This is a genomic window from Arthrobacter sp. UYCo732 (assembly GCF_040547265.1).
Taxonomy (GTDB): Bacteria; Actinomycetota; Actinomycetes; order Actinomycetales; family Micrococcaceae; genus Arthrobacter.
Genome location: NZ_JBEPPJ010000001.1, coordinates 404,840 through 426,568 on the forward strand (window position 1 = coordinate 404,840; position 21,729 = coordinate 426,568).

The following is a 21,729-nucleotide window of genomic DNA, read 5'->3' on the forward strand; positions in this document are numbered from 1 at the left end:
TCCTGCTGCAGTGAATCCGACCCGGTTGGGGTAGCGGAGTCAGCCCGGCAGGATGATGTTCAGGGCGTGGGGTTTCCTGGCTGATCCGTCCACGAGTTCCGCTGCCCACTTTTCGCTGGTGGCCTTGAGCAGTTGGGCGGGGGTCCGGGGGGCAGTGCCGCGGCGGGACACCAAGTGCCGCGCCAGCTCACCGCGGGTATGTTTCGCGAAGTGGCTAACGACCTTGCGCGCGCCGTTCACCTCGCTGAAAACGTTGACCGCCACCGTCTGCGCCGGCGGTGGCGCCCACGCCGCTGCGTAAGTACTGGAGCGGCAGTCCACCAGCAGATGCCCGGCAGCCGCCTCCGTGAGGGCCGCCGAGAGCTGCGGCTTCCAGAACGAGGCGAGGCGGCCGACGTCGGGCAGTGCAGTTCCCATCGACAGCCGGTACGCGGGCACCCGGTCAGCGAACCGGATGGCACCCCAGAGCGCGGACACCACCACCACCGATTCATCCGCCTTGCGGCGTTGCGCCGGCGTGAGGGTCTTGTAACCGAGGGCGTCGTACAGGACGCCCGAGTAGATCTGGTGGGCAGGCGCCGCCGGTTCGGCGTGGAGCCGGGTGTTGCGTTCGACGTCGTCCTTCAGCGAGGCGCCGACGCCCAGCAGGGCGAGGGCGTCCTCGTGGGCGCTGACCGTTCCCAGTGCCTCAAGTACTTTGGCACGGTAGGGGTTGAGCGCGGGAAAGCTCAGTGCGGGCCAGTCGACGGCGGATCCGCGGACTGCGGGGGTCTTGCCTTCGGAGGGGGGAAGCAGAATCAGCACCGTACGATCCTACCGGCGACGGCGCTGCCTCCTTCCCCGGTAGACTGGGTTCCGGATGGGTTGACCAGGCGGCCGCGCGTCACGCAAGTGGCTCGAGGAACGTCCGGGCTCCGCAGGGCAGGGTGGTGGGTAACGCCCACTCGGGGTAACCCGCAGGCCAGTGCCACAGAGAACAGACCGCCTGTGTCTTCCGGTGACGGAAGGCCTCAGGTAAGGGTGAAACGGTGGTGTAAGAGACCACCAGCTTCCCGGGTGACCGGGAAGGCTAGGTAAACCCCACCCGGAGCAAGGTCAGACAGGACACGTTTGAGGGCTGCCCGCCCGAGTGTCCGGGTAGGCCGCTGGAGGGCGTCGGCAACGGCGTCCGTAGATGGATGGCCGCTACTCCCGCGCTGGTAACGGCACGGGAGCACAGAACCCGGCGTATCGGTCAACCCATCCCACTCATGCCAACAGGCAGTGCATGTGAGTGACTTCACGTCCCCGGCGGCCATCCGGGACGTGTCCCCGGCCTAGAATAGAGAGCGAACGTAGAAGTTCCGCCACCGGGTCTGCGTTCGCAGCCGGTGGTTTTTCTTTGCGCTTCTCCACGGCACCCGGGATGAACAGAATCCCGCCGGTGCCAGAGGCCCCTGGACAACATCAGGTGGCCGACATCCGCATACGAGGACGTATGCGGCTGAACCGAGGAAGGTAGTTCTGTGAGCCAGACGTCAGATTCTTGTCTTGATACGTGGATGGGCCGGGAGGCCCTCGCCGAGGCCATGATTCCGGTGATTGGCCGGCTGTACCGCGAGAACAGCGTGGTGACGAGCATCCACGGCCGCAGCCTGATCAACAAGTCCACCATGAACATCCTCAAAGCGCACCGGTTCGCCCGGCGCATGAGCAACACCGAGCTCCTGCTCGAAGAGACGGCACCGCTGCTGAACACGCTGGCGCAGCTGGACCTCGGTGCAGCGGCCGTCGACGTGGCCCGCCTGACGGAGAAGTACAAGCTTGAAGGCAACGGCGCGTCCCTGGAGGAGTTCCTCCGGGCCGAGCTGGCCGAGATCGTGGGCAAGCGTGGTGCTGATGACCGCAGCAGCACCAATGTTGTGCTTTACGGTTTTGGCCGCATCGGCCGGCTGCTGGCCCGCCTGCTCATCGAAAAGGCAGGCGGCGGCCAGGGCCTGCGCCTGCGCGCCATCGTGGTGCGCCGCGGCTCGGACAAGGACCTCACCAAGCGTGCCAGCCTGCTGCGGCGCGACTCGGTCCACGGCCCGTTCGAGGGCACCATCCGCGTTGACGAGGAAGCCAACACCATCACCGCCAACGGCGTGCAGGTCCAGGTGATCTACTCGGACAACCCGGCCACGATCGACTACACCGCCTTTGGCATTGACAACGCCCTCGTTGTGGATAACACGGGACGCTGGCGTGACGCTGAAGGCCTGTCGCAGCACCTGCAGAGCAAGGGCGTGGCCCGGGTCCTGCTGACTGCACCGGGCAAGGGTGCGCTGAAGAACATCGTGCACGGTATTAACCACGGCACCATCCTGGACTCGGACCAGATCGTGTCCGCGGCGTCCTGCACCACGAACGCCATCACTCCGGTCCTGAAGGCCATCAACGACAGGTTCGGCGTGATCCACGGCCATGTGGAGACCGTCCACTCCTTCACCAACGACCAGAACCTGATCGACAACTTCCACAAGGGCGACCGCCGCGGCCGCTCTGCCGCGCTGAACATGGTCATCACGGAAACCGGTGCGGCAACAGCTGTGGGGAAGGCGCTGCCCGAACTTCAGGGCAAGCTTTCCGGCAGCTCCATCCGCGTCCCTACGCCGGACGTTTCGCTGGCCATCCTGAACCTGAGCCTGGAAAACGGCACCACCAAGGATGAGGTGAACGATTACCTGCGCCAGATGTCCCTGCATTCGGAACTGCGCAAGCAGATCGACTACATCGACTCGCCCGAGGTTGTTTCCACCGACTTCGTCGGCTCGCGCCGCGCCGGAATTGTGGACGGCCTTGCCACCATTTCCAATGACAAGAACGTCATCCTCTACGTCTGGTATGACAACGAATTCGGCTACAGCTGCCAGGTTGTCCGGGTCATGGAAGAGATGGCCGGTGTCAACCCGCCGTCCTTCCCCGCCAAGGAACCCGCCGCCATCTTGGCCGCACTCGCCGTCTAAAGGCCGGGCCGGCAACACGGGATCACGACATTCCCGGCTGATTCGCTGGAATCAGCCGGGAATCGGGACCACACTGGTGCCATGGATAACGAAACTCTCCACGAGACCACCCTCGAACACGCCCTTGACGTAGCGAAGGCCAACCACAAAGAGGCCGTCAGGCTGCTGGAGCAGTCCCGTGCGGCCCTGGCCGCCGGCGACGTTGGCGCAGGCCGCGTCCGGCAGCTGGAAAGCCTCCTTCAGCTGGCTGAAGAGGATCTTCGGCGGGTGGTACGGGAGCAGTAGATCCGGACCACCCTTCCTCCCCACTGTGGATAACAATCCGGACGTCAGTGGGGTGCCCTAGGCTCTTCTGATGCACGGCATTTCCGGAAGAGTTGGCAGCCCATGACCGTCAGCTGGGCCGCCTACCGCCGTGCCCGCCGTCGCTCGAGGCAAGCGTGGGCTTTGCTGGCGGTCCTCGCGGTTTCTGCGCTGGCCTCAGCAGCGTGGTTTTTCACAGCAGGCCAGTTCGCCGCCGCTGAACCGGCCGTTGACGGACCGAGTCAGGCGCCCGTTTTTGACGGCACCTGGATGAAGCCGGTAGTCCCGGTTTACCCTGTGCCGAAGGGGAGCGCCCGTGCTGCCTTGGAGGGGCTCACGGTCAAGGGCCGTGCACCGAAGAACAACTATCAGCGCGAGGCGTTCGGGCAGGCCTGGCTTGATGTTGACCGGAACGGCTGCGACACCCGCAACGACATCCTCCGCCGGGACCTGGCCCCAGTGGGCTTCGCTGAGGGATCCAAATGCAGGGTGGAGTCCGGTGGCATCCTGGAGCCCTACACGGGGAAAGCCCTAAACTTTCGGCGCGGCCCGGAGAGCAGCAAGGAAATCCAGATCGACCACGTTGTGGCGCTCGGTGACGCCTGGCAGAAGGGCGCCCAGGAACTGACCCCGCAGCAGCGTCAAAGCCTGGCTAACGATCCACTCAACCTCATCGCCGCGGACGGTCCGGCAAACCAGCAGAAGAGCGCAGGGGACGCGGCCACCTGGCTGCCGAAGAACAATAACTTCCGCTGCCACTACGTGGCCCGCCAGATTTCGGTGAAGGCCGCCTATGGATTATGGGTGTCCGACGCTGAGAAGGAAGCCATGAAGCGTGTCCTGGACTCGTGTCCGGATCAGCGGACCATATCAGCAGGGTAAGCCCGCGTCGTTACATGCCGTGGCCAAGGCAGCCGTCCGTAAGGCACCTATCGGAACCGCCGCCGCAAGCAGCTTGAGCGGCCGGCGCCCGGACTGTTGCGGTCTGTCTTGGTCCACAGGATAGAGGGCGCCGGACCGGATGTCAGGGAGGGCGCCTAGTGTCCGAACGGGTCCGGGTCCACGCCCGGCATCCAGGTCAGCCCGGGAACACCCCAGCCGCTCTTCTTAGCCAGTTTCATGGCTTTCCGTGAGTAGCGGTCCAGAAGCCGGTTCACATACAGCTTGCCGTCCAGATGGTCATATTCATGCTGGATGAGCCTGGCAAACCAGCCGGTGGCTTCGAAATCGACCGGCTGCCCGTCGCCGTCGAAGCCCTGGACCCGCGCCCACTCCGCGCGCTTGAGCGGGAACTGGCCACCCGGGAAGGAGAGGCAGCCTTCCTCCTCCTCGTCGGGGTCGGGCAGGGCCCCGGAAACTTTGGACAGCGTCAGGACGGGGTTGACCACAACTCCAACGGGGGGAGCGTCGTCGTCGTTGGCGAATTTGTAGACGAAGATTCTTTTGCCTACACCAACCTGCGGGGCTGCCAGGCCCACGCCGTTCGCAGCATCATTGGTTTCGAACATGTCGGCAATCAGGGTGCGCAGGCCGTCGTCGAACACTTCCACTTCGGCGGCGCGGCGGTGGAGTACCGGTTCTCCCCAGATGGTGATCGGCAGAACTGTCATCTCAGCTGACCCTTCGTGCGTGCGGCGTGACGCCGGCATTTGTGCAAAAAAGAAGGCCGCACCGGACATCCGGTACGGCCTCCAGGGGAACGGCTGCTTTCGCCGCCCTGTGAGGGTGAGCTACGGGGGTTGAACCCGCGACCTCCTGGACCACAACCAGGCGCTCTGCCAACTGAGCTAAGCCCACCATGTGCCCTGCAGGTAATCCGGTGACCCGGTCCTCTGGAAAGGCAACTCAAATAGCTTACCTGCTGTTAGGGGATGGTTGCGCCACTTTTGGGGTTTTCGCGGAAAATTCCGCAAAACGTGGCGCAGATTACTCGCCGGGGGTGGTCTGCCCGCCGGTAATCCGCTGGGCAATCCCGCGTGCTGTGACGCTGTCAGGCCCGGGAGCCGGCACAAAGACCGCCTCGCGGTAGTAACGCAGTTCGTCGATGGAATCCTTGATGTCCCCCAACGCTCGGTGGCCGCCCTTCTTGGCGGGAGACTGGAAATATGACCGGGCGAACCAGCGGCGTGAGAGTTCCTTGATGGTGCTCACGTCGATCACCCGGTAGTGCAGGTGTTCAACGACGGCGGGCATGTCACGCGAGAGGAACACCCGGTCTGTTCCCACCGAGTTGCCGCCCAGCGGGGCCTTGCGTGGATCCGGCACCCACTTTTCGATGTACCCCATCACGGCAGCCTCAGCCTCGGCCATGGTCTTTCCGTGCGGCAATTCCTCCAGCAGCCCGGACCGGGTGTGCATGTCCCGGACGAAGTCGTTCATCTGGGCGAGGGCGGCGTCCTCGGGTTTGATCACCACGTCCACGCCCTCACCCAGAATGTTCAGCTCCGAGTCCGTCACCAGCGCCGCCACTTCGATCAGGGCGTCGTTCTTGATGTCAAGGCCGGTCATTTCGCAGTCGATCCAGACGATGCGTTCGTTAGATATAGGCACCGGACCAGCCTACCGTTCAGCTCCGGCGCAACGTTCCGATGCTAGGATTTCGGGTACAGAGAGGCTGGTACTTCTGCCGCTGTGTTGTGACTGCGCGGCCCGGGCGGCTACCGCGGCCCGCTGGGCCGAAGCGCTGAAAGCAAAGAGATTGGACGATCCTGAGATGACGGCGCGTGTGCCTGCAACGGGGGAGATGGCCAACGCTGTGATCCCGGGGTCCGGTTCGGCCGAAGTTGATAACCCCCGGTCCCCGATCCTGGCTGGGTTTGTCGGCTCGCTCTTTATGGCGATCGGGTCAGTAGGCGTCGGCTGGCTTGCGCCCGTCTCGGAACTCCGCAGGGTGCCGATCTTCATCTGGATGCGCACGGAGGCGATCGGGGTTGCCCTGGCCATTGTGTTGCTCGCCATCGGCGGGATGCTCCTTGTCCGCGCCTGGCTGCGGCTGGGCCAGCGGGTCCGGGTCTGGGGGCCCCAGGCGCGCAAGGCGACCCTGCAGGCCATCGCGGCCTGGGGCCTGCCGATGGTCATCAGTGTCCCGCTGTTCAGCCGTGACGTGTACGCGTACATCGGTCAGGGCCGGCTGATGGTTGAGGGGTTCAACCCCTACGAGAACGGCATCTCAGCGCTGTCCAACTACTTCCAGCTTGGCGCCGACAGGCTGTGGACCGAAGCTCCCGTGCCCTATGGACAACTCTTCCTCTGGATTGAGCAGTTTGTTGTCTGGTCCACCAACGTCCAACCCGAAGCCAGCGTGATGCTGTTCAGGCTGGTTGCGCTTGTCGGCGTGGTACTTTGCATCATCTACGTGCCCAAGCTGGCTGAGCTCCATGGCGTCAATCCGCACCGCGCGCTCTGGCTCACCGCCGCCAACCCGTTGTTCCTGACCAACTTCATTGCCAGCGTCCACAACGATGCCCTCATGATCGGGCTGGCGCTGGCTGGGCTCTATTACGCGGCCACCAAGCGCGTGGTCAGGGGGATTGTCCTGCTAACCCTGTCCATCGCGGTCAAGCCCATCACCGTGGTTTTCCTCCCGTTCATCGGCCTCATGTGGGCCGGAAAGAACGCCGGCTGGTCCCGGAAGTTCCTCTTTTGGGCCCTCACCGGCGCGCTGAGCCTCGCCATGCTGTATGCCCTGAGCCTGGTCAATGGATTCGGCTTCGGCTGGATTAACGGACTCTCTGCGCCGGGCAGCATCTTCATCTGGTACGCCCCGGTGGGGCTCGTGGGCCTGGTGGTTGCCTCTATTTCGAATGCCTTTGGTCTCGACGGGTGGACGCTGGCAGGGTGGGTGTTCGATGCCGGGAAGGTACTTGCCGTGGGCATCGTCGCCTTCCAGATCTTCAAGGGTGAGCACGAGCGCCTCATTCGGCGCCTGACGCTTGCTTTCGCGGCCGTGGTGGTGCTGGCGCCCATGATCCAGTCCTGGTATGTGGTCTGGCTCATTCCGCTGTTTGCGGTGAGCGGCATCCGCAATGACTGGCAGGTCAAGGCGCTTTATTTCATCGTGTCGTTCTTTATGATCTACGCGATTTCGGACCAGCTGGAAGTATTTCCCTACCTCCAGACCGAGGATCTGGGGCTCGCACTGGTTTTGGCCCGGTTCGCGGCGGCGATTACCGGCCTCCTTTTTGCCATGTACCTAATTTTTATGGATCCGCTCACAAAGCGGCTCTTCCGGAAAACTGGCGAGCCGGTTACCGAGCGCCCGGTCATCTAGGGTTCAGATGCCGCAGGGCTTCCTTCCGGGACAACGGACACAACTGCGCCGCGTGTTCTGCGACGAAAACCCGGACCCACGAAGGGTTGCTCTTGGCGTACTCCCGGAGAGCCCAGCCGATGGCTTTCCGGATGAAGAACTCCGGATCCGCGAGGTTCGCCTCGATGGCTTCGCGCAGCAGGGCGGTATCGGTTGCAGCCTTCGCCTTCAGCTGGGACGTGATGGCAGCGCGCCTGATCCAGAAGTCCTCATCCGTACTCCAGGCACGCAGCACGGGCGTCATCACGGACCGGTGCGCCTGCAGCAAGGCGCAGACGCGTGGGCTCACCCCGTCCACGAAGTCCCACCAGGCACCCGTGCGGACGATTTCCTCGTACACCGGCAGCATCAGGGGTTCCTTGGCAACCAGCCGCAGTGCGGTGAGGTCGATCGCCGCGTAGCGCTCCTCCCGCCACTGCGCTTCCCGCCATAGTTCCAGTACGGTCACGCGCAGCTGTTCGGGTGAGTCAAAAGGATAGGCGGTGGCCGCGGCCAGCACCGAACGGCGGACCTCGGGCACTCTGACACCGAGGGAAAGAATGGATGATTTCATGTAGGCCTGTGCCCCCGCCGCACGTACGGGATCAGCCTGTTCCATCAGCGCTGTGCGGATGGCGGCCAAGAGTTCGCGGTTCACCATGCTCCAACTCTAGCCAGCCGCTATTTCCGGCGCCTGGCGCAGTTGCCCGTCGGCTTCGACGCCACCTGCCGCGCCCCGGACATAGAGTGGGAAACACGCCAACCACGGGAGGATTCCACTGATGTCCATGATCAGGAGCCCGGAGGAGATCTCCCCGATGCGGGACGCAGGACGCGTTGCGGCGAACACGCTGGCCGCCGTCCGCGATGCTGCCGGGGTGGGTGGTGTGCTGCGTGACCTCGACAGCCACGCCGCCGAATCCATGCCAAGGCCGGGGCGACACCGGCCTTCCTCAACTACCACCCGCGCTGGGCCTCAGTGCCGTTTCCCATATGCCACGGATGCCGCCCTGGCCGCGGGATCGAGGCTGCGCGGATCGGCAACAAGATGGGAGACCTGGCCTATGCTGTCGGCGGCGCTGCGCGCAGGGCGGGGTATGGCCTGCTGGCTGACCACAGCGGACACGGAATCGGCCGCACCATGCACGCCGAACCCCCAGTCCCCAACGACTTCAGGCCTGGCCGCGGGATCAAGCTGACCGAGGGACTGGTCATCGCCCAGCGACCCATGATCCTGGGCCGCAAGGACGACTACTAAGACGACGACGAGTGGACCCTGCGCTCTGCCAACGGCCGCCGGGAAGCGCCAGCGAGCACACTGTGGCCATCACTGCCGATGGTCCGGTGATCCTCACCCTCCCGTAGCTGCGAATCGGAGGGGCAGAACCGCCGTCGATTGCCGGCAGGGGTGGCGTAGTCCCTGCAAGCAGGCTAGTTTGCCGCGCCGGAATGAAATGTGGCTTCAGTGCTGCGCCGCAAGGTGACGTGGCCGGTGATGGGTCTGTCGTCCTGGGCCGTTCCCGCTGCCCGGAGCGTGGCTTGCCGACCGATTTCCTCCAGCGGCAGGTGGACGGTGGAGAGGGCTGGACGGAAGTCCCGTAGCGTCTCGATGTCGTCAAAGCCGGCGATGGTGGCGTCGCGGGGAATGCGGAGGCCTTTACTGCGCAGAGCCGCGGCCGCCCCGATGGCCATAACATCGTTCACGGCAAAGATGCAGATCCCTTGACTGCTTTGCGCAGGGGCGGTGTCGGCTGGGGCTTGAGCAGCTTTGATCCGGGCGGCCAGGGTAACGCCGGCATCGAACCCGCCGGAGCGGTTGAAGTCCGTGCGGATGACTTCGGCGGCCGGCGATCCGGCGGCAGCAAGGCCGCTCTGGAAACCGCGGATGCGGTCGTCTGAGGTGAAAAGGCCGGCAGGCCCGCCGATGATGACGAATTGGTGGTCCCCTGCAGCGGCCAACTCTGAGGCAAGGTTGGCGGCGAGCTCCTCGTTGGGCACGGTCAGCACGTGGTAGCCCTCGCAAACTGAAGAGCCGACGACGGGGTGCCCCACCACTGCCACCTGGCCACCGTTGCGGCAATAGCGGTCCAGTTCGGCAGCCAGCTCGGCATTGCCGTCGTGGTCCCCGGGCCGGACGGAGCGGGATCCGGCGATCACAATCGCATCGGCCCGCCGGGCGGCAAAGGCGGCCACCGCTTCCTTTTCGTCCGCAGGGGCGCCGGCAGTTGTTGCCAGCAGAACCATCCGGCCCTGTTCCCGGGCGGCTTCCTGGACCCCGCGTGCAATAGCCGCAAAATAGGGGTCGGCGATGTCGTGGACGATCAGGCCAATCAGGCCCGAGCTCGACTTGGCGAGCCCCTGGGCCTGGGCGTTGGGAATATACCCCAGGGAATCGGCGGCTTTGCGTACCCGATCGGCGATGTCCTGGCCGGGCTTCCGGGCCGAGCCGTTGAGCACCCGGGAAGCGGTGGCCGGTGATACGCCGGCCAGGCGGGCGACGTCGGTGAGGGTACTTGCAACCATGTCGTCTCCTGTTCGGGCGAAAAGCCAGCGTAAATGGCGCTCATTCAGTATGGCAGTTTGATGAAGAGGTTAGGGAAAGCGCTTGCCAAGCATCATTTGACTGGTGCATCATAAAGGCAAAGGGAATGCGCTTTCCCGGCTCGGCTTGAGTAATACAACGCTCACTTACCGTGGAGGACACACAGGCTTCGAAAATAAGACGATCGGCATCGCCATGAACGGCATCACCGGCCGGATGGGCTACCGCCAGCACCTGCTGCGTTCCATCTTTCCCATCCGCGATGCCGGTGGCTTCACGCTGGCGGACGGCACCAAAGTCCAGGTCGAGCCGATTCTGGTGGGCCGCAATGAAGCCAAGATCCGCGAACTGGCAGAACTGCACAAGGTGTCCGAGTGGACCACTACCTGGACTCCGTGATCAATGACCTACCGTTGACATCATCTTCGATGCCTCCATGACCCGCCTCCGTGCCGCCACGCTCCGGAAAGCGATGCTGGCCGGTAAGCACATCTTCACGGAGAAGCCCCAGCGGAAACCCTCGAAGAGGCCATCGAACTGGCCCGCATCGGCAAGGAAGCCGGCGTCACCGCGGGCGTGGTGCACGTTCCTTGTCGGGACCGGGTGGAGGAGGCCGGCCTGGACAAGGCGGCGCGCCTGATCAAGGACGCCGGTCTCCGGGTCTCTTCCCTGTGCCGTGGGGGATTCCTCACAGCCGCCGACGCCGAGGGGCAGGCCGCTGCCCTGGCCGACAACCGCGCCGCGATCCTCGAAGCCGCTGCGCTGGACACCAGCGAACTTTTCCTGGTGGTCGGCGGCCTGGCGCCGGGGGAGAAGGACGTGGTTGCAACGCGCCGGCGCGTGGCAGACCGGCTTGCCGATCTGGTCCCGTTTGCTGCGGAACACTGCATCAGGCTGGTGCTGGAGCCACTGCATCCGATGCACGCCGCTGACCGCGCCCTGATGTCCACGTTGGGGCAAGCGTTGGACCTCGCTGCGGCGTTCGATGCGGAATCTGTCGGCGTCGCCGTTGATACCTTCCACGTCTGGTGGGATCCGGACCTGAAGGCACAGATTGAACGCGCGGGCCGGGAGGGGCGCCTTGCCTCGTACCAGGTCTGCGATTTCAACATGCCCGTTGCAGCCGATTCGCTGCTGTCCCGGGGTTACATAGGCGACGGCGTCATTGACCTTGCCACCATCACCACCTGGGTCCGGGAGGCCGGCTTCACAGGCGATATCGAGGTGGGAATTTTCTACCAGGAGATCTGGGACACCGACGGCGACTCCGTCCTGGAGACCGTCAAGGCACGGTATGCGGAACTCGTGTTGCCATTCGCCTGACCCGAGTCAGCGCGCAGGCAGTGCCCTCTGAGCCCAAAAAGAATGGCACGGACAAACAGGAACACCCCGGTCCAAAGACCGGGGTGTTCCTGTTTGTCCGACGCATCCGTCAGGATGTTCCAACTCATCACGGTGGTGCCCCAGGAGGGAATCGAACCCCCGACCGGCGGATTAGAAGGCCGCTGCTCTATCCCCTGAGCTACTGGGGCACGTGGCGCCACGACCAAAATCCGGCGCATGAAAAGTTTACATCCCCGCGTGCGGCTGCGTCACCGGTCGCGTGCGGCCGGCACTTGTCCTCCACAGGCGGGTTCACAGCAGGGTTGTGCACATAGGCAAAGTCACCCCTCGCAGTCCGTCGGCGGTGGCGCGAAGCTGGTTCTGCCGCTAGGCACCACCTTTCGAGACAGGACAAGACAATGAGCGACTACATGACTTTCCGGGGCTTCGTTGCCACCGACATCAAAACTTCCACAACCACAACGGGTGTGGGAACTGCATCGTTCCGCCTTGGGTCAACGGCCCGGCGCTTCGACCGCACAACGAGTACATGGGTGGACACCCACACCAACTGGTTCACTGTCCAGGGGTACCGCCAATTGGCGGGCAACATGGGGTGCAGCATCAAGAAGGGTCAGCGCGTCATCGTGGTGGGCCGGCTGAAGCTGCGGACGTGGGAGAAAGAGGGCCGAATTTACTTCGCGCACGAAGTCGATGCTGAGTCCGTGGGCCACGATCTCATGTGGGGTTCGGCCAACTACATCCGCACAGTCAACAACGGACCCCAGCACATCGCTGACGGCGGACCCACCGATCCTGACGAGGATGGCGGGGATCCGGGCGACCCTGGGGATACTGATGAAGATCCCGCGGCGGCAGCAGTCTTCCTCGAGGATGGGGTAGGCAACTGCATCCCGGTGGACAGTCAAACAGGCGAGCTCGCCGACTCCGCCGTCTGAACGTGGACACGGCAGTTACCACGCGGCCCATCCGCAGGTGGGGTGCCGGCGGTCCGCCGGCACCCCTGCAGTTCCATTGCGGGCCTGGCCGCGTGACAGAATGGCGGCATGAAGCGCGCGACCGAACACCGGCAGGCAATCCCCGTCACCAGCCGGCCGGCGCTTTCCCGGCAGCGTGCAACAGGGCTGGGCAGGGTTCCGGCATACATTGCTGCTGGTCTCTTGGCAACGCTGTTGCTGGCGGCCTGCACCGGCGGGTCTCGGGCCGCGACGGGGCCGGCCGGCGCTCCGTCAGACGTGGCTGCCACCCAGCCCGGCACCGCTGAGTCCGCCGGGCAAGGCACCGCAGCCATCGCAGGCTCCGGCACAGCCGTGCCAGGCACCACGTCCGGCACGGCCGGGCCGTCCGGGAGGACGTCGGCGGAGGCCCCCGCCACCGCCGCGATGAAACAGGCCGTGACGGATGCCCTGACACGGCTCGCGGCAGGAACGCCCAAGCCGGCCACAGCGCAGGTGACCGAGGCGCTCACCGGCGCCGGAGTCGCCCCGGCAACCCTGGAGGTATCGGCGAGCCGCACGCCCACCGGGCTGGCGGCCGATGCCATTGAGTCCGCGGTGCTGCAGGGCACGGACTGCGTGTTCGGCCATATCCGTGACGGCAGCGTTACGGTCACGGTCCTTCCGGTCCTGGCCAGCGGTAAGTGCTTCGTCGGGGCAGCTGTCTAGGGCCCCGAATGTGAGTTATGCCCGCCAACCCACTAGATTTGGACCCATGGCGGAATTTATTTACACAATGACCAAGGCCCGCAAGGCCGTTGGCGAAAAACTCATTCTTGACGATGTAAGCATGTCCTTCTTCCCGGGCGCCAAAATTGGTGTTGTTGGCCCCAACGGTGCCGGTAAGTCCACCATTCTGAAGATCATGGCCGGCCTGGACACCCCGTCCAACGGTGAGGCCCGGCTCAGCCCCGGCTACACCGTGGGCATCCTGCTGCAGGAACCGCCGCTGAACGAGGAAAAGACCGTTCTGGGCAACGTCCAGGAAGGTGTCGGCGAGATCTACGGCAAGATCCAGCGCTTCAACGAGATCTCCGAGGAAATGGCCAGCCCTGACGCTGACTATGACACGCTGCTCGAAGAAATGGGCCAGCTGCAGGAAGCCATTGACGCTGCGGACGCCTGGGACCTCGACTCCCAGCTGGAGCAGGCCATGGACGCGCTTCGCTGCCCGCCGGCGGACGCCGACGTGACCCTCCTCTCCGGCGGTGAGCGCCGCCGCGTGGCGCTCTGCAAGCTCCTGCTGCAGAAGCCGGACCTCCTGCTCCTGGACGAGCCCACCAACCACCTGGACGCCGAGAGCGTTCTGTGGCTGGAACAGCACCTCTCCAGCTACGCCGGCGCAGTCCTGGCCGTCACCCACGACCGGTACTTCCTTGACCACGTTGCGGAATGGATCGCGGAGGTTGACCGCGGCCACCTCTACCCCTACGAGGGCAACTACTCCACGTACCTGGAGAAGAAGCGTGCGCGGCTTGAAGTCCAGGGTAAGAAGGACGCCAAGCAGGCCAAGCGACTGACCGAGGAACTCGAATGGGTGCGCTCCAACGCCAAGGGCCGCCAGACCAAGTCCAAGGCCCGTCTGGCCCGCTACGAGGAGATGGCTGCCGAGGCAGACCGCACCCGCAAGCTCGACTTCGAAGAGATCCAGATTCCGCCGGGCCCGCGCCTGGGCGGTCTGGTCCTGGAGGCCAAGAACCTGCAGAAGGGCTTCGACGACCGCACACTGATCGACGGCCTGTCCTTCACGCTGCCGCGCAACGGCATTGTGGGCGTCATTGGTCCTAACGGCGTGGGCAAGTCCACCCTGTTCAAGACCATCGTTGGCCTTGAACCGCTCGACGGCGGCGAGCTGAAGATCGGCGATTCGGTCAAGATCTCTTACGCGGACCAGAGCCGCGGCGGCATCGACCCAAACAAGACGCTGTGGGAAGTTGTTTCCGACGGCCTGGACTACATCCAGGTTGGCCACGTGGAAATGCCGTCCCGCGCCTACGTTGCCGCCTTCGGCTTCAAGGGCCCGGACCAGCAGAAGAAGGCCGGGGTGCTCTCCGGTGGTGAGCGCAACCGACTGAACCTTGCGCTGACCCTCAAGCAGGGCGGAAATCTGTTGCTCCTTGACGAACCCACTAACGACCTCGACGTCGAAACGCTCAGCAGCCTCGAGAACGCCTTGCTGGAGTTCCCGGGCTGCGCCGTAGTGGTGTCGCACGACCGCTGGTTCCTGGACCGGGTGGCCACCCACATCCTGGCCTATGAAGGTGACGAGGAGAACCCCTCCAAGTGGTACTGGTTCGAGGGCAACTTCGAATCCTACGAGGAGAACAAGGTCGAGCGGCTCGGCCCCGATGCGGCCAAGCCGCACCGTGTCACGCACCGCCGCCTCACGCGCGACTGATCCAGCCGCGACTGATCCAGCCGCAACTGAAGCAGCCCTGACCGCTCCAGCCTCGGCTGGGTAAGCGCCAAAGAAAGGCCGGCGCCCCTAGCTTCGACGGAAGGGGGGTGCCGGCCTTTCTGCTGCCTGGGATAGAGCAGCGATTGGGGTGATTCAGTCCTGAGCGGGTCGGTTGTGCGGAAGATTCAGTCCCGCACGGCCTTGCGGATCTGGTGCTGCAGGAGTTTGGACTGGACCGCACCCACCACTTTGTTCTTCAAATCGGAAGGAACGCGGATCATCCCTTCCTGGGCAACGGAGGCGACGTGCTGCCCAGCCTGGTTGAAGATCTTCCCGGTGGCGAGGCCGCGGGCGCCCTGGGCGCTGGGGGATTCCTGGACGTAGAGCAGCCACTCATCCACGCGGGCCGGCCGGTGCCACCACATGGCGTGGTCCAGGCTGGCGACGCTCATGCCGGGGGTGATCCAGCTCAACCCGTGGCGGCGCAGGATGGATTCCAGCAGGGTGTAGTCGCTCGCGTAGGCCAGGGCGGCCCGGTGCACGTTCGCATCGTCCGGCATGGGCCCGAGGGTCTTCATCCAGACAGCGTTCCTGGCTTCCTGTTTCCGCTTGGCGGAGACATAGATGGGCGGGTCCACGTGACGGATATCAAAGGGCCGCTCATAGGCCCAGTGCTGTGCGATGGGGTGGTCGAATTTACCCAGCAGTTCGGCGGTACTGGGCAGCGACTCAGGGTCGGGAATCCCGGCAGGCATCCGGGACTCGTGGTCGGGGCCTTCGTCCGGATCCTGGAACGACGCGATCATCGACAGGATCGGCACGCCTTCCTGGTAGGCGTGGACACGCCGTGCAGAAAAGGACCGGCCGTCCCGCAACCGCTGGACCCCGAACGTGATGGGCTTGTTGGCATCGCCGGGCCGCAGGAAGTAGCCATGCATGGAATGGACAAAGCGTTCCGGGTCCACGGTCCGCATCGAAGCGACCAGTGACTGCGCCAGTACCTGGCCGCCGAACACGCGCTGGCGGGGCTGCCGCTGTGACGGGCCGAGGAAGATGTCTTCATCCGTCCTGGCGCCTTCCAGCTCGCCCAGGTCGAGGAGCTGGATGAGCGTTGAGGTGGGGTCGCCGCTGGGCGGCGCCAGCAGTCCGGTTTCGGCTTCAGTCATGGTTCGACTCTAGACGCAGCCCCGGCACCGCTCAACCAAGGCGCAGCCGGTAGTGTTCTTAGTGTGTCTGATCTACTCACCGAGTCCTTCCGCTTCGCAGATCCGCGTGATCTCGCCGATCTGCGCACGTTCGCTACGCGCGCCAAAGCAATCGACGACGGCGCCATCCGGCTCCAGGCTTCCGGTTCCGTGTTAGCGGCCTACGTGTGTGTCCTGCGCCCCCGGCTGTTGGGCGAATCCACACCCACCATCCTGGGCCTGCGGACCATCGGGCTTGCGGAGCCTTCTTCGATTGACGCCACCGTCGCGTTGTCAGCCGTCCTTGACCGCCTGGCGAGAGCAGGGGAGGACGACGTCGAACTGCCGGTTCCGCCGTCCACTGTCACCGAATCGTGGACTGGAGTCGGCGCGCCGCGGACGGGCTGGGAGCTGGTCGGCGCGCTGTCCGATGCAGAACTGCGCCGTACCGCCGAAGCCGGCATCACAGAAGTGGCCGGCATTGTTCCCTCCCAGCCGGGGGCACTCATCGTTAACAACGCGCGCGCCGCGGTGTGGGGCCGCGCCCTGGATGACTCGGGGCTCCCGGCCGGAGCAGCGTTCGCTGCCCTGACGCTCGGATTCCTCGGAGACGGCGAGCAGGTGCTGTACCGGGCTGGCCGGTGGTTCCGCCTCACCGGGCCCCGCGGGCACGTCCTGGTGCGGACCGGCAGCGGCCTTTAAGCTTCCGACGGACTGTTCACCATGGACAGCGCGGCGCGCTCCATGTAGTCCCAGAGCGTTCCATCATAAAGGGGCGGCAGTGCCAGGGAGTCCACCGCCGTCCGCATGTGGAACAGCCATCGTTCCTTCGCTTCCTGAGTGACCCGGAACGGCATGTGGCGCATCCGCAGGCGCGGGTGGCCGCGCTCCTCCCCATAAGTGGTGGGCCCGCCCCAGTACTGCTCCAGGAACATCCGGAAGCGCCGCTTGGCGGGGCCAAGATCCTCTTCCGGGTACATCGGGCGCAACAGCGGATCCGCCGCCACGCCGTCGTAGAACACATCGAGCAGTTTGACGAAGGTCGGGTGTCCGCCCACGGCGTCATAGAAATTGTCGGTATAGCCAGGCTGGCTGAAGGGATCGTTCTGCATGAGCTGGCGTGGCCGTTGCGGTTCGGCGGGTATGGTCATGGCTCTATTCTCCCGCCTTCTGTTCAGTCTTCCTGGCCTCGGTGGCAGGCTCATGCAAAGCAGTTTCGTCGGCCGGAGAGGCCGGGACGGGAACGTACGTTCCCTGCGAACGGTTGCCCACGCGCAGGATCTCACCGTTGCGGAGGTACCAGATGGCGCCGTCCTCGGAACGGACCCGGGTGATGCGCAGTCCCATGGACTCGACTACACCCACTACCTCGCTGGTTTCGATGACATCGCCGATCCCATACTGGTCCTCGATGGTGATGAAGATGCCGGCGAGGAAGTCACGGATCAGCTGCTGGGCGCCGAAACCAATGGCCACACCCAGGATTCCCACGCTGGTCAGCAGCGGGGCGATGTTGATGTCCAGGTTCTGCAGGACATACATGGTGGTGATCACGGCCACCAGGACGCCCACAATGCTGTTGAGCAATGAACCGATGGTTTCCGCCCGCTGCACGCGGCGCTCATGGTCGAGTGCCCGGATGGCAGGGGCCACCCACTTGAAATGCGGTTTCTTGAAGAAATTGCTGCCCGACGCCACCCGCCTGCTGATCCTGGAAATCAGGAAGGTCGCCACCAGCCATATCGTGACACCGATACCGAGACTGATCACGATGCCCGCCACGCTGACGCCGTGGGGCTCGGCGGTAAGGGACGGGGCAATCGACATCATGCTGAACATAGAGGGTGAAACTCCTTGGGGTCTCCGGCGGCGGCTGGGATAACGTAGGCCAACGCGCGGGGTCAACCGGCGCATAGGGCTCTGTTCTCCTTCAACACTAGCGTCGTGCAGTGTACCCATGCGCATCCTGATCCTTGGCGGAACCGCCTTCCTCTCGTCGGAAATTGCCCGGCAGGCCGTGGCGGCGGGGCACAAGGTCACCTGCCTGGCCCGCGGTTCCGCGGCGGAACCGCCGGCCGGTACCCGGCGGGTGAAATCCCACCGTTCACTCGGCGCGAACAGTTACGCGGACGTGGTGAGAGACTGGGATGCCGTCATCGACGTGGCCCGGGATCCGGTGCCTGCCACCGAAGCGCTGGCAGCACTTGCCCACGGGGCCGGCCACTGGACCGTTGTGTCCAGCTGCTCTGTCTACGCAGACCATTCGACGCCGGGCGACGCCGAAGCGCTTAACGCGGTGGGGGACCCGGTGCCTTTCGGCGATTACGTCGAGGAGTCGCGGACGTCGGCCGGATATCAGGGCGAGGTGCTGCACGCTCCGGCGGACTGGCGCGGCGGGTACGGCATCGACTACTGGTCCGGGCCGGATTCGCTCCCGCTGTGGCTGCCAGGGGCTACGAAGGGTTCTGCACCCGCAGCAACCAGGCAACAGAAGCCCGGCTGGCTGAGGAGTTCCTTCGCAGCCCCTGACCCCACCGCCCACCCCAACTGGCTCGCACTTAACGCACCCAAAGGACGATTTGGGTGCGTTACCTGCTAGTTAGATGGGGTCATCCGACACAGTGACCGGGGAATGCAGCACGGGGAAATTTACGCTCCGGGCGATGAAGCAGACCTGGTTGGCTTCCCGGTGCAGCTGCTCTGCGAGCTCCACGTGGGCAGGGTCCGCCACGTTCACCCGCGGGTTTAATGTGACGGACTCGAACTGTCCACTGCCGTCCCGGTTCAGGCGCATCACACCGGTGGCCTCGTCCTGATAGTCAGTAACCACCACCCCGTGCTTGACAGCCACGTGCAGGAAGGACAGCATGTGGCATTGGGCGAGCGCGGCCAGGAGCAACTGCTCCGGGTTGAGGCGTTCCCGGTCCCCATGGAACGTCGGATCAGCTGACCCCTTGAGGACCGGCAGCCCGGGCACCACAATGTCGTGGTCCCGCGAGTAGCCGCGGTATGACCCCGTCCCCTCACCCAGGTTGCCGGTCCACTGCACGGTCAGCGAATAGTGGTGCTCGCCCAGGCTCATGCCGCCCGCCTAAACGTCGCCCGGAAGGACGTCCGCCGCACGGGCCCGCAGGGCCCGCGCCACGCCGTCGCGGTTTTCCAGCATCATGCGCCGCAGGGCTGCACTGTCCGCCGGGAGTCCGGCCAGGAAGGTGTCCGTCCGGTCAACGGTGGCCTGCGTCGTAAGCAGCGCCGGGTAAAGCCCGACGACGATCTGCTGGGCGAGTGCGTGGGTGCGGTTCGCCACGATCCCCGGAACGGCCTCGAAGTACTTTTCCATGTAGGGCTCCAGGAGCGTACGGTCCTGCACACGCATAAAGCCGGTGACTGCCGAACCCTGCAGGGCATTGGAGAGCTCACCCGTGACCACGATCGACTTCCAGGCGGCAGCCTTGGCCTCGGGGGTGGGGATCGCCGCCTGGGCCAGGGCGGCAGCGTTCTGCCCGCTGGCTGTGTTGTCCCGCTCCAGTTCGGCATCGATCTGCTCCTGGCCCAAACGCCCGCCGGCCACCAGCGACGCGAGCAGTTCCCAGCGCAGGTCCTGGTCCACGGTGAGCCCGTCCAGCTCAACGGAGCCGTCCAGAAGACCGGCCACAGTGTCCAGCTGGCCGGAACTGCCTGTTAGGAGTGCGAAGGACTTCACAAACTGCAGCTGGGCGTCAGAGCCGCCCGATGCTGCGCTGGCCAGGTCCCACAGGGTGTCCGCGGCCGCGACGGTGGTGGCCTGGCGGTGCTCCCCGGCGACGTAGAAGTTCAACGTGGTGGCCAGTTGGCGCAGCTGGATCATGATCACCGCGGAATCCGATTCGGCAGCCACGTTGGCCAGGATCAGCTCCAAGTACCGGCGTGCGGGGGTCTCGCCGTCGCGCGCCGCGTCCCACGCGGAGTTCCACACCAGGGTGCGGGGCAGGCTCTCGCTGAAATCCTTCAGGTGTGCCGTGGCCGTGGCCAGGGACTTCGCGTCCAGCCTGACCTTGGCGTAGGCGAGGTCGTCATCGTTTACCAAGATCAGGTCCGGCTGCGCGAGCCCCGCCAGTGCGGGCACCTCCGTGCGCTCGCCGTCGACGTCGAGCTCCTCACGGTGCACGCGTTCCAGTTTGCCGGCACTGTTCAGGTTGTAGAACCCGACGGCCAGCCGGTGCGGACGGAGGGTGGGCCATTCCGCCACGGCGGACTGGACGATGCTGAAGGCGGTTAGGTTCCCGGCCGCGTCCACCTCCAGCTCGGGCTTGAGTGTATTGACGCCGGCGGTCTCCAGCCAGAGCCGGCCCCACTGGTCGAGGTCGCGCCCGCTGGCCTTTTCGAGTTCCACCATCAAGTCGCTGAGCTCGGTGTTTTGCCAGGCGTGCTTGGCGAAGTATTCGCGGACGCCGGCCATGAACTGCTCCGGCCCCACCCAGGCCACGAGCTGGCGCAGCACCGAGGCGCCCTTGGCGTAGGTGATGCCGTCGAAATTGACCTCCACATCCTGGAGGTCATTGATCTCGGCGAAGATCGGGTGGGTGTTGGGCAGCTGGTCCTGGCGGTAGGCCCAGGACTTCTCCACCGACGCGAAGGTGGTCCAGGCGCTGGTGAAGGACGTGTTTTCCACCGCCGCGAGGTGGGACATGTATTCGGCGAAGGACTCATTAAGCCAGAGGTCGTTCCACCAGCGCATGGTCACCAGGTCGCCGAACCACATGTGGGCGAGTTCGTGCAGCACAGTGATGGCACGGCGTTCGATCTGCGCCCCGGTGACCTTGCTGCGGAAAACGTAGCCTTCCAGGATGGTCACTGCGCCGGCGTTTTCCATGGCGCCGGCATTGAACTCCGGCACAAACAGCTGGTCGTACTTTTCGAACGGATAAGCGAAGCCGAACTGCGCCTCGAAGAATTCGAAGCCCTGGCGGGTCAGGTCGAAAATATTGTCCGCATCGAGGTACTGCATCAGTGATTTCCTGGCGAACACGCCCAGCGGGATCACGCGGCCGTCGGAGCTGGCCACCTCGCTCCGGACCGACTGGTACGGTCCGGCGATCAAGGCCGTGACGTAGGAGGAGAGCCGCGGGGTGGGGGCGAACGTCCAGACGGAGTGGGCGCTGCCGTCGTCCGCGGGAGCGGCTTCCACCCGTGCGGGGGTGGGGGAGTTGGAGATAATGTCCCAATGCGACGGCGCCGTAACGGTGAACGCGAAGGTGCCCTTGAGGTCCGGCTGCTCAAACACCGCGAACATGCGCCGGGAGTCGGGCACTTCGAACTGGGTGTACAGGTAAACCTCGTTGTCCACAGGATCGACGAACCGGTGGAGTCCTTCGCCGGTGTTCATGTAGGGTGCGTCCGCCACCACTGTGAGCTCGTTGGAGTCCGCCAGGTCCGGCAACTGAATGCGGACGCCGTCGGCCACAGACTTCGGATCCAGGGGGCGCCCGTTGAGCGTGACGCTGTGCACGGTGTGGGTGACGGCGTCGATGAACGTCGAGGAGCCCGGCACTCCCGTGAACTTCACCGTGGTGGTGGTCCCGAAGACCTTCGCGCCGCGGGTGAGGTCCAGACTGACATCGTAGGAGTCAACATTGATCAGTTCGGCACGCTCGCGGGCTTCGTCGCGAGTCAGGTTCATACCTGGCAAGAGGGCCTCCAGAAGGGGTATCG

Annotated in this window: 23 protein-coding genes, 2 tRNA genes and 1 other RNA gene; 13 read left to right on the plus strand and 13 right to left on the minus strand. The window is 64.8% G+C overall.

The genetic code is table 11. The features are described from left to right. Positions 1-39: 39 nt before the first annotated feature. Positions 40-804, minus strand: coding sequence for a YaaA family protein (locus tag ABIB45_RS01870; protein ID WP_354214218.1), 765 nt, complete (start codon positions 802-804; stop codon positions 40-42). 56 nt (positions 805-860) lie between these two features. Between ABIB45_RS01870 and rnpB the strand changes: the two genes are divergently transcribed. The 4 genes from rnpB to ABIB45_RS01890 all read left to right on the plus strand — a co-directional run bounded on the left by rnpB (position 861) and on the right by ABIB45_RS01890 (position 4,169). After that, an RNA gene (gene rnpB / locus ABIB45_RS01875) (RNase P RNA component class A) lies at positions 861-1,246 on the plus strand. A gap of 259 nt (positions 1,247-1,505) precedes the next feature. Then, on the plus strand, positions 1,506-2,984 hold the full coding sequence (locus tag ABIB45_RS01880; protein ID WP_354214219.1) for a glyceraldehyde-3-phosphate dehydrogenase: 1,479 nt from the start codon (positions 1,506-1,508) through the stop codon (positions 2,982-2,984). 81 nt (positions 2,985-3,065) lie between these two features. Continuing rightward, complete coding sequence (locus ABIB45_RS01885; RefSeq protein WP_354214220.1) at positions 3,066-3,269, plus strand: hypothetical protein; 204 nt, start codon at positions 3,066-3,068, stop codon at positions 3,267-3,269. A gap of 102 nt (positions 3,270-3,371) precedes the next feature. After that, a complete protein-coding gene (locus ABIB45_RS01890; protein ID WP_354214221.1) occupies positions 3,372-4,169 on the plus strand; it encodes an HNH endonuclease family protein in 798 nt (265 codons plus the stop codon). 155 nt (positions 4,170-4,324) lie between these two features. Here ABIB45_RS01890 and def read toward each other — a convergent pair whose 3' ends face one another. The 3 genes from def to orn form a co-directional block, all read right to left on the minus strand. Then, positions 4,325-4,897 carry a peptide deformylase gene (gene def, locus ABIB45_RS01895; RefSeq protein ID WP_354214222.1) on the minus strand — a complete coding sequence of 191 codons (573 nt, stop codon included), beginning with the start codon at positions 4,895-4,897 and terminating at the stop codon, positions 4,325-4,327. A 114-nt stretch (positions 4,898-5,011) separates the two neighbouring features. Continuing rightward, a tRNA-His gene (locus ABIB45_RS01900) sits at positions 5,012-5,084 on the minus strand. A gap of 129 nt (positions 5,085-5,213) precedes the next feature. After that, positions 5,214-5,837: an oligoribonuclease gene (gene orn / locus ABIB45_RS01905; protein ID WP_354214223.1), complete on the minus strand. Its 624-nt coding sequence runs from the start codon at positions 5,835-5,837 to the stop codon at positions 5,214-5,216. A gap of 163 nt (positions 5,838-6,000) precedes the next feature. Here orn and mptB point away from each other — a divergent pair, with 163 nt between their 5' ends. Further along, a complete protein-coding gene (mptB, locus tag ABIB45_RS01910; protein ID WP_354214224.1) occupies positions 6,001-7,557 on the plus strand; it encodes a polyprenol phosphomannose-dependent alpha 1,6 mannosyltransferase MptB in 1,557 nt (518 codons plus the stop codon). Here the strand turns inward: mptB and ABIB45_RS01915 are convergent. Next, complete coding sequence (locus ABIB45_RS01915; RefSeq protein ID WP_354214225.1) at positions 7,550-8,236, minus strand: DNA alkylation repair protein; 687 nt, start codon at positions 8,234-8,236, stop codon at positions 7,550-7,552. The two genes, mptB and ABIB45_RS01915, sit on opposite strands and share 8 nt — an antisense overlap. A 9-nt stretch (positions 8,237-8,245) precedes the next feature. After that, entirely contained in the window at positions 8,246-8,425 is a 180-nt protein-coding gene (locus ABIB45_RS01920; protein ID WP_354214437.1) for a hypothetical protein, read from the minus strand. A gap of 198 nt (positions 8,426-8,623) precedes the next feature. Here ABIB45_RS01920 and ABIB45_RS22535 point away from each other — a divergent pair, with 198 nt between their 5' ends. After that, positions 8,624-8,833 carry a M24 family metallopeptidase gene (locus tag ABIB45_RS22535; protein WP_502909089.1) on the plus strand — a complete coding sequence of 70 codons (210 nt, stop codon included), beginning with the start codon at positions 8,624-8,626 and terminating at the stop codon, positions 8,831-8,833. A 173-nt stretch (positions 8,834-9,006) separates the two neighbouring features. On the opposite strand, the gene ABIB45_RS01930 is transcribed toward ABIB45_RS22535, so the two are convergent. Then, a complete protein-coding gene (locus ABIB45_RS01930; RefSeq protein WP_354214226.1) occupies positions 9,007-10,098 on the minus strand; it encodes a LacI family DNA-binding transcriptional regulator in 1,092 nt (363 codons plus the stop codon). Between the two features lie 145 nt (positions 10,099-10,243). Between ABIB45_RS01930 and ABIB45_RS01935 the strand changes: the two genes are divergently transcribed. Then, positions 10,244-10,516 carry a hypothetical protein gene (locus tag ABIB45_RS01935; protein ID WP_354214227.1) on the plus strand — a complete coding sequence of 91 codons (273 nt, stop codon included), beginning with the start codon at positions 10,244-10,246 and terminating at the stop codon, positions 10,514-10,516. Between the two features lie 138 nt (positions 10,517-10,654). Continuing rightward, a complete protein-coding gene (locus ABIB45_RS01940) occupies positions 10,655-11,440 on the plus strand; it encodes a sugar phosphate isomerase/epimerase family protein (RefSeq protein WP_354214419.1) in 786 nt (261 codons plus the stop codon). A gap of 133 nt (positions 11,441-11,573) precedes the next feature. Here the strand turns inward: ABIB45_RS01940 and ABIB45_RS01945 are convergent. Then, a tRNA-Arg gene (locus tag ABIB45_RS01945) sits at positions 11,574-11,649 on the minus strand. 210 nt (positions 11,650-11,859) lie between these two features. On the opposite strand from ABIB45_RS01945, the gene ABIB45_RS01950 reads away from it, so the two are divergent. The 3 genes from ABIB45_RS01950 (at position 11,860) to ettA (ending at position 14,854) form a co-directional block, all read left to right on the plus strand. Continuing rightward, positions 11,860-12,399, plus strand: coding sequence for a single-stranded DNA-binding protein (locus ABIB45_RS01950; protein WP_354214228.1), 540 nt, complete (start codon positions 11,860-11,862; stop codon positions 12,397-12,399). Positions 12,400-12,507: 108 nt separating this feature from the next. Continuing rightward, positions 12,508-13,125, plus strand: a complete 618-nt coding sequence (locus ABIB45_RS01955; RefSeq protein WP_354214229.1) for a DUF6993 domain-containing protein — start codon at positions 12,508-12,510, stop codon at positions 13,123-13,125. 46 nt (positions 13,126-13,171) lie between these two features. After that, complete coding sequence (ettA, locus tag ABIB45_RS01960) at positions 13,172-14,854, plus strand: energy-dependent translational throttle protein EttA (RefSeq protein WP_354214230.1); 1,683 nt, start codon at positions 13,172-13,174, stop codon at positions 14,852-14,854. 185 nt (positions 14,855-15,039) lie between these two features. Here ettA and ABIB45_RS01965 read toward each other — a convergent pair whose 3' ends face one another. Further along, entirely contained in the window at positions 15,040-16,020 is a 981-nt protein-coding gene (locus tag ABIB45_RS01965) for an acyl-CoA thioesterase (RefSeq protein WP_354214231.1), read from the minus strand. A 63-nt stretch (positions 16,021-16,083) separates the two neighbouring features. On the opposite strand from ABIB45_RS01965, the gene ABIB45_RS01970 reads away from it, so the two are divergent. Continuing rightward, positions 16,084-16,740 carry a DUF8185 domain-containing protein gene (locus tag ABIB45_RS01970; protein ID WP_354214232.1) on the plus strand — a complete coding sequence of 219 codons (657 nt, stop codon included), beginning with the start codon at positions 16,084-16,086 and terminating at the stop codon, positions 16,738-16,740. Here ABIB45_RS01970 and ABIB45_RS01975 read toward each other — a convergent pair. After that, a complete protein-coding gene (locus ABIB45_RS01975) occupies positions 16,737-17,189 on the minus strand; it encodes a globin (RefSeq protein WP_354214233.1) in 453 nt (150 codons plus the stop codon). The genes ABIB45_RS01970 and ABIB45_RS01975 overlap by 4 nt on opposite strands. Before the next feature lie 4 nt (positions 17,190-17,193). Then, positions 17,194-17,877, minus strand: coding sequence for a mechanosensitive ion channel family protein (locus ABIB45_RS01980; protein WP_354214234.1), 684 nt, complete (start codon positions 17,875-17,877; stop codon positions 17,194-17,196). Positions 17,878-17,995: 118 nt separating this feature from the next. On the opposite strand from ABIB45_RS01980, the gene ABIB45_RS01985 reads away from it, so the two are divergent. Continuing rightward, positions 17,996-18,637: a Rossmann-fold NAD(P)-binding domain-containing protein gene (locus ABIB45_RS01985; protein WP_354214235.1), complete on the plus strand. Its 642-nt coding sequence runs from the start codon at positions 17,996-17,998 to the stop codon at positions 18,635-18,637. On the opposite strand, the gene ABIB45_RS01990 is transcribed toward ABIB45_RS01985, so the two are convergent. Both ABIB45_RS01990 and pepN read right to left on the minus strand, forming a co-directional pair. Next, positions 18,638-19,120, minus strand: coding sequence for an OsmC family protein (locus ABIB45_RS01990; RefSeq protein ID WP_354214236.1), 483 nt, complete (start codon positions 19,118-19,120; stop codon positions 18,638-18,640). Positions 19,121-19,129: 9 nt separating this feature from the next. Then, entirely contained in the window at positions 19,130-21,697 is a 2,568-nt protein-coding gene (pepN, locus tag ABIB45_RS01995) for an aminopeptidase N (protein ID WP_354214237.1), read from the minus strand. Between the last annotated feature and the right edge of the window lie 32 nt (positions 21,698-21,729).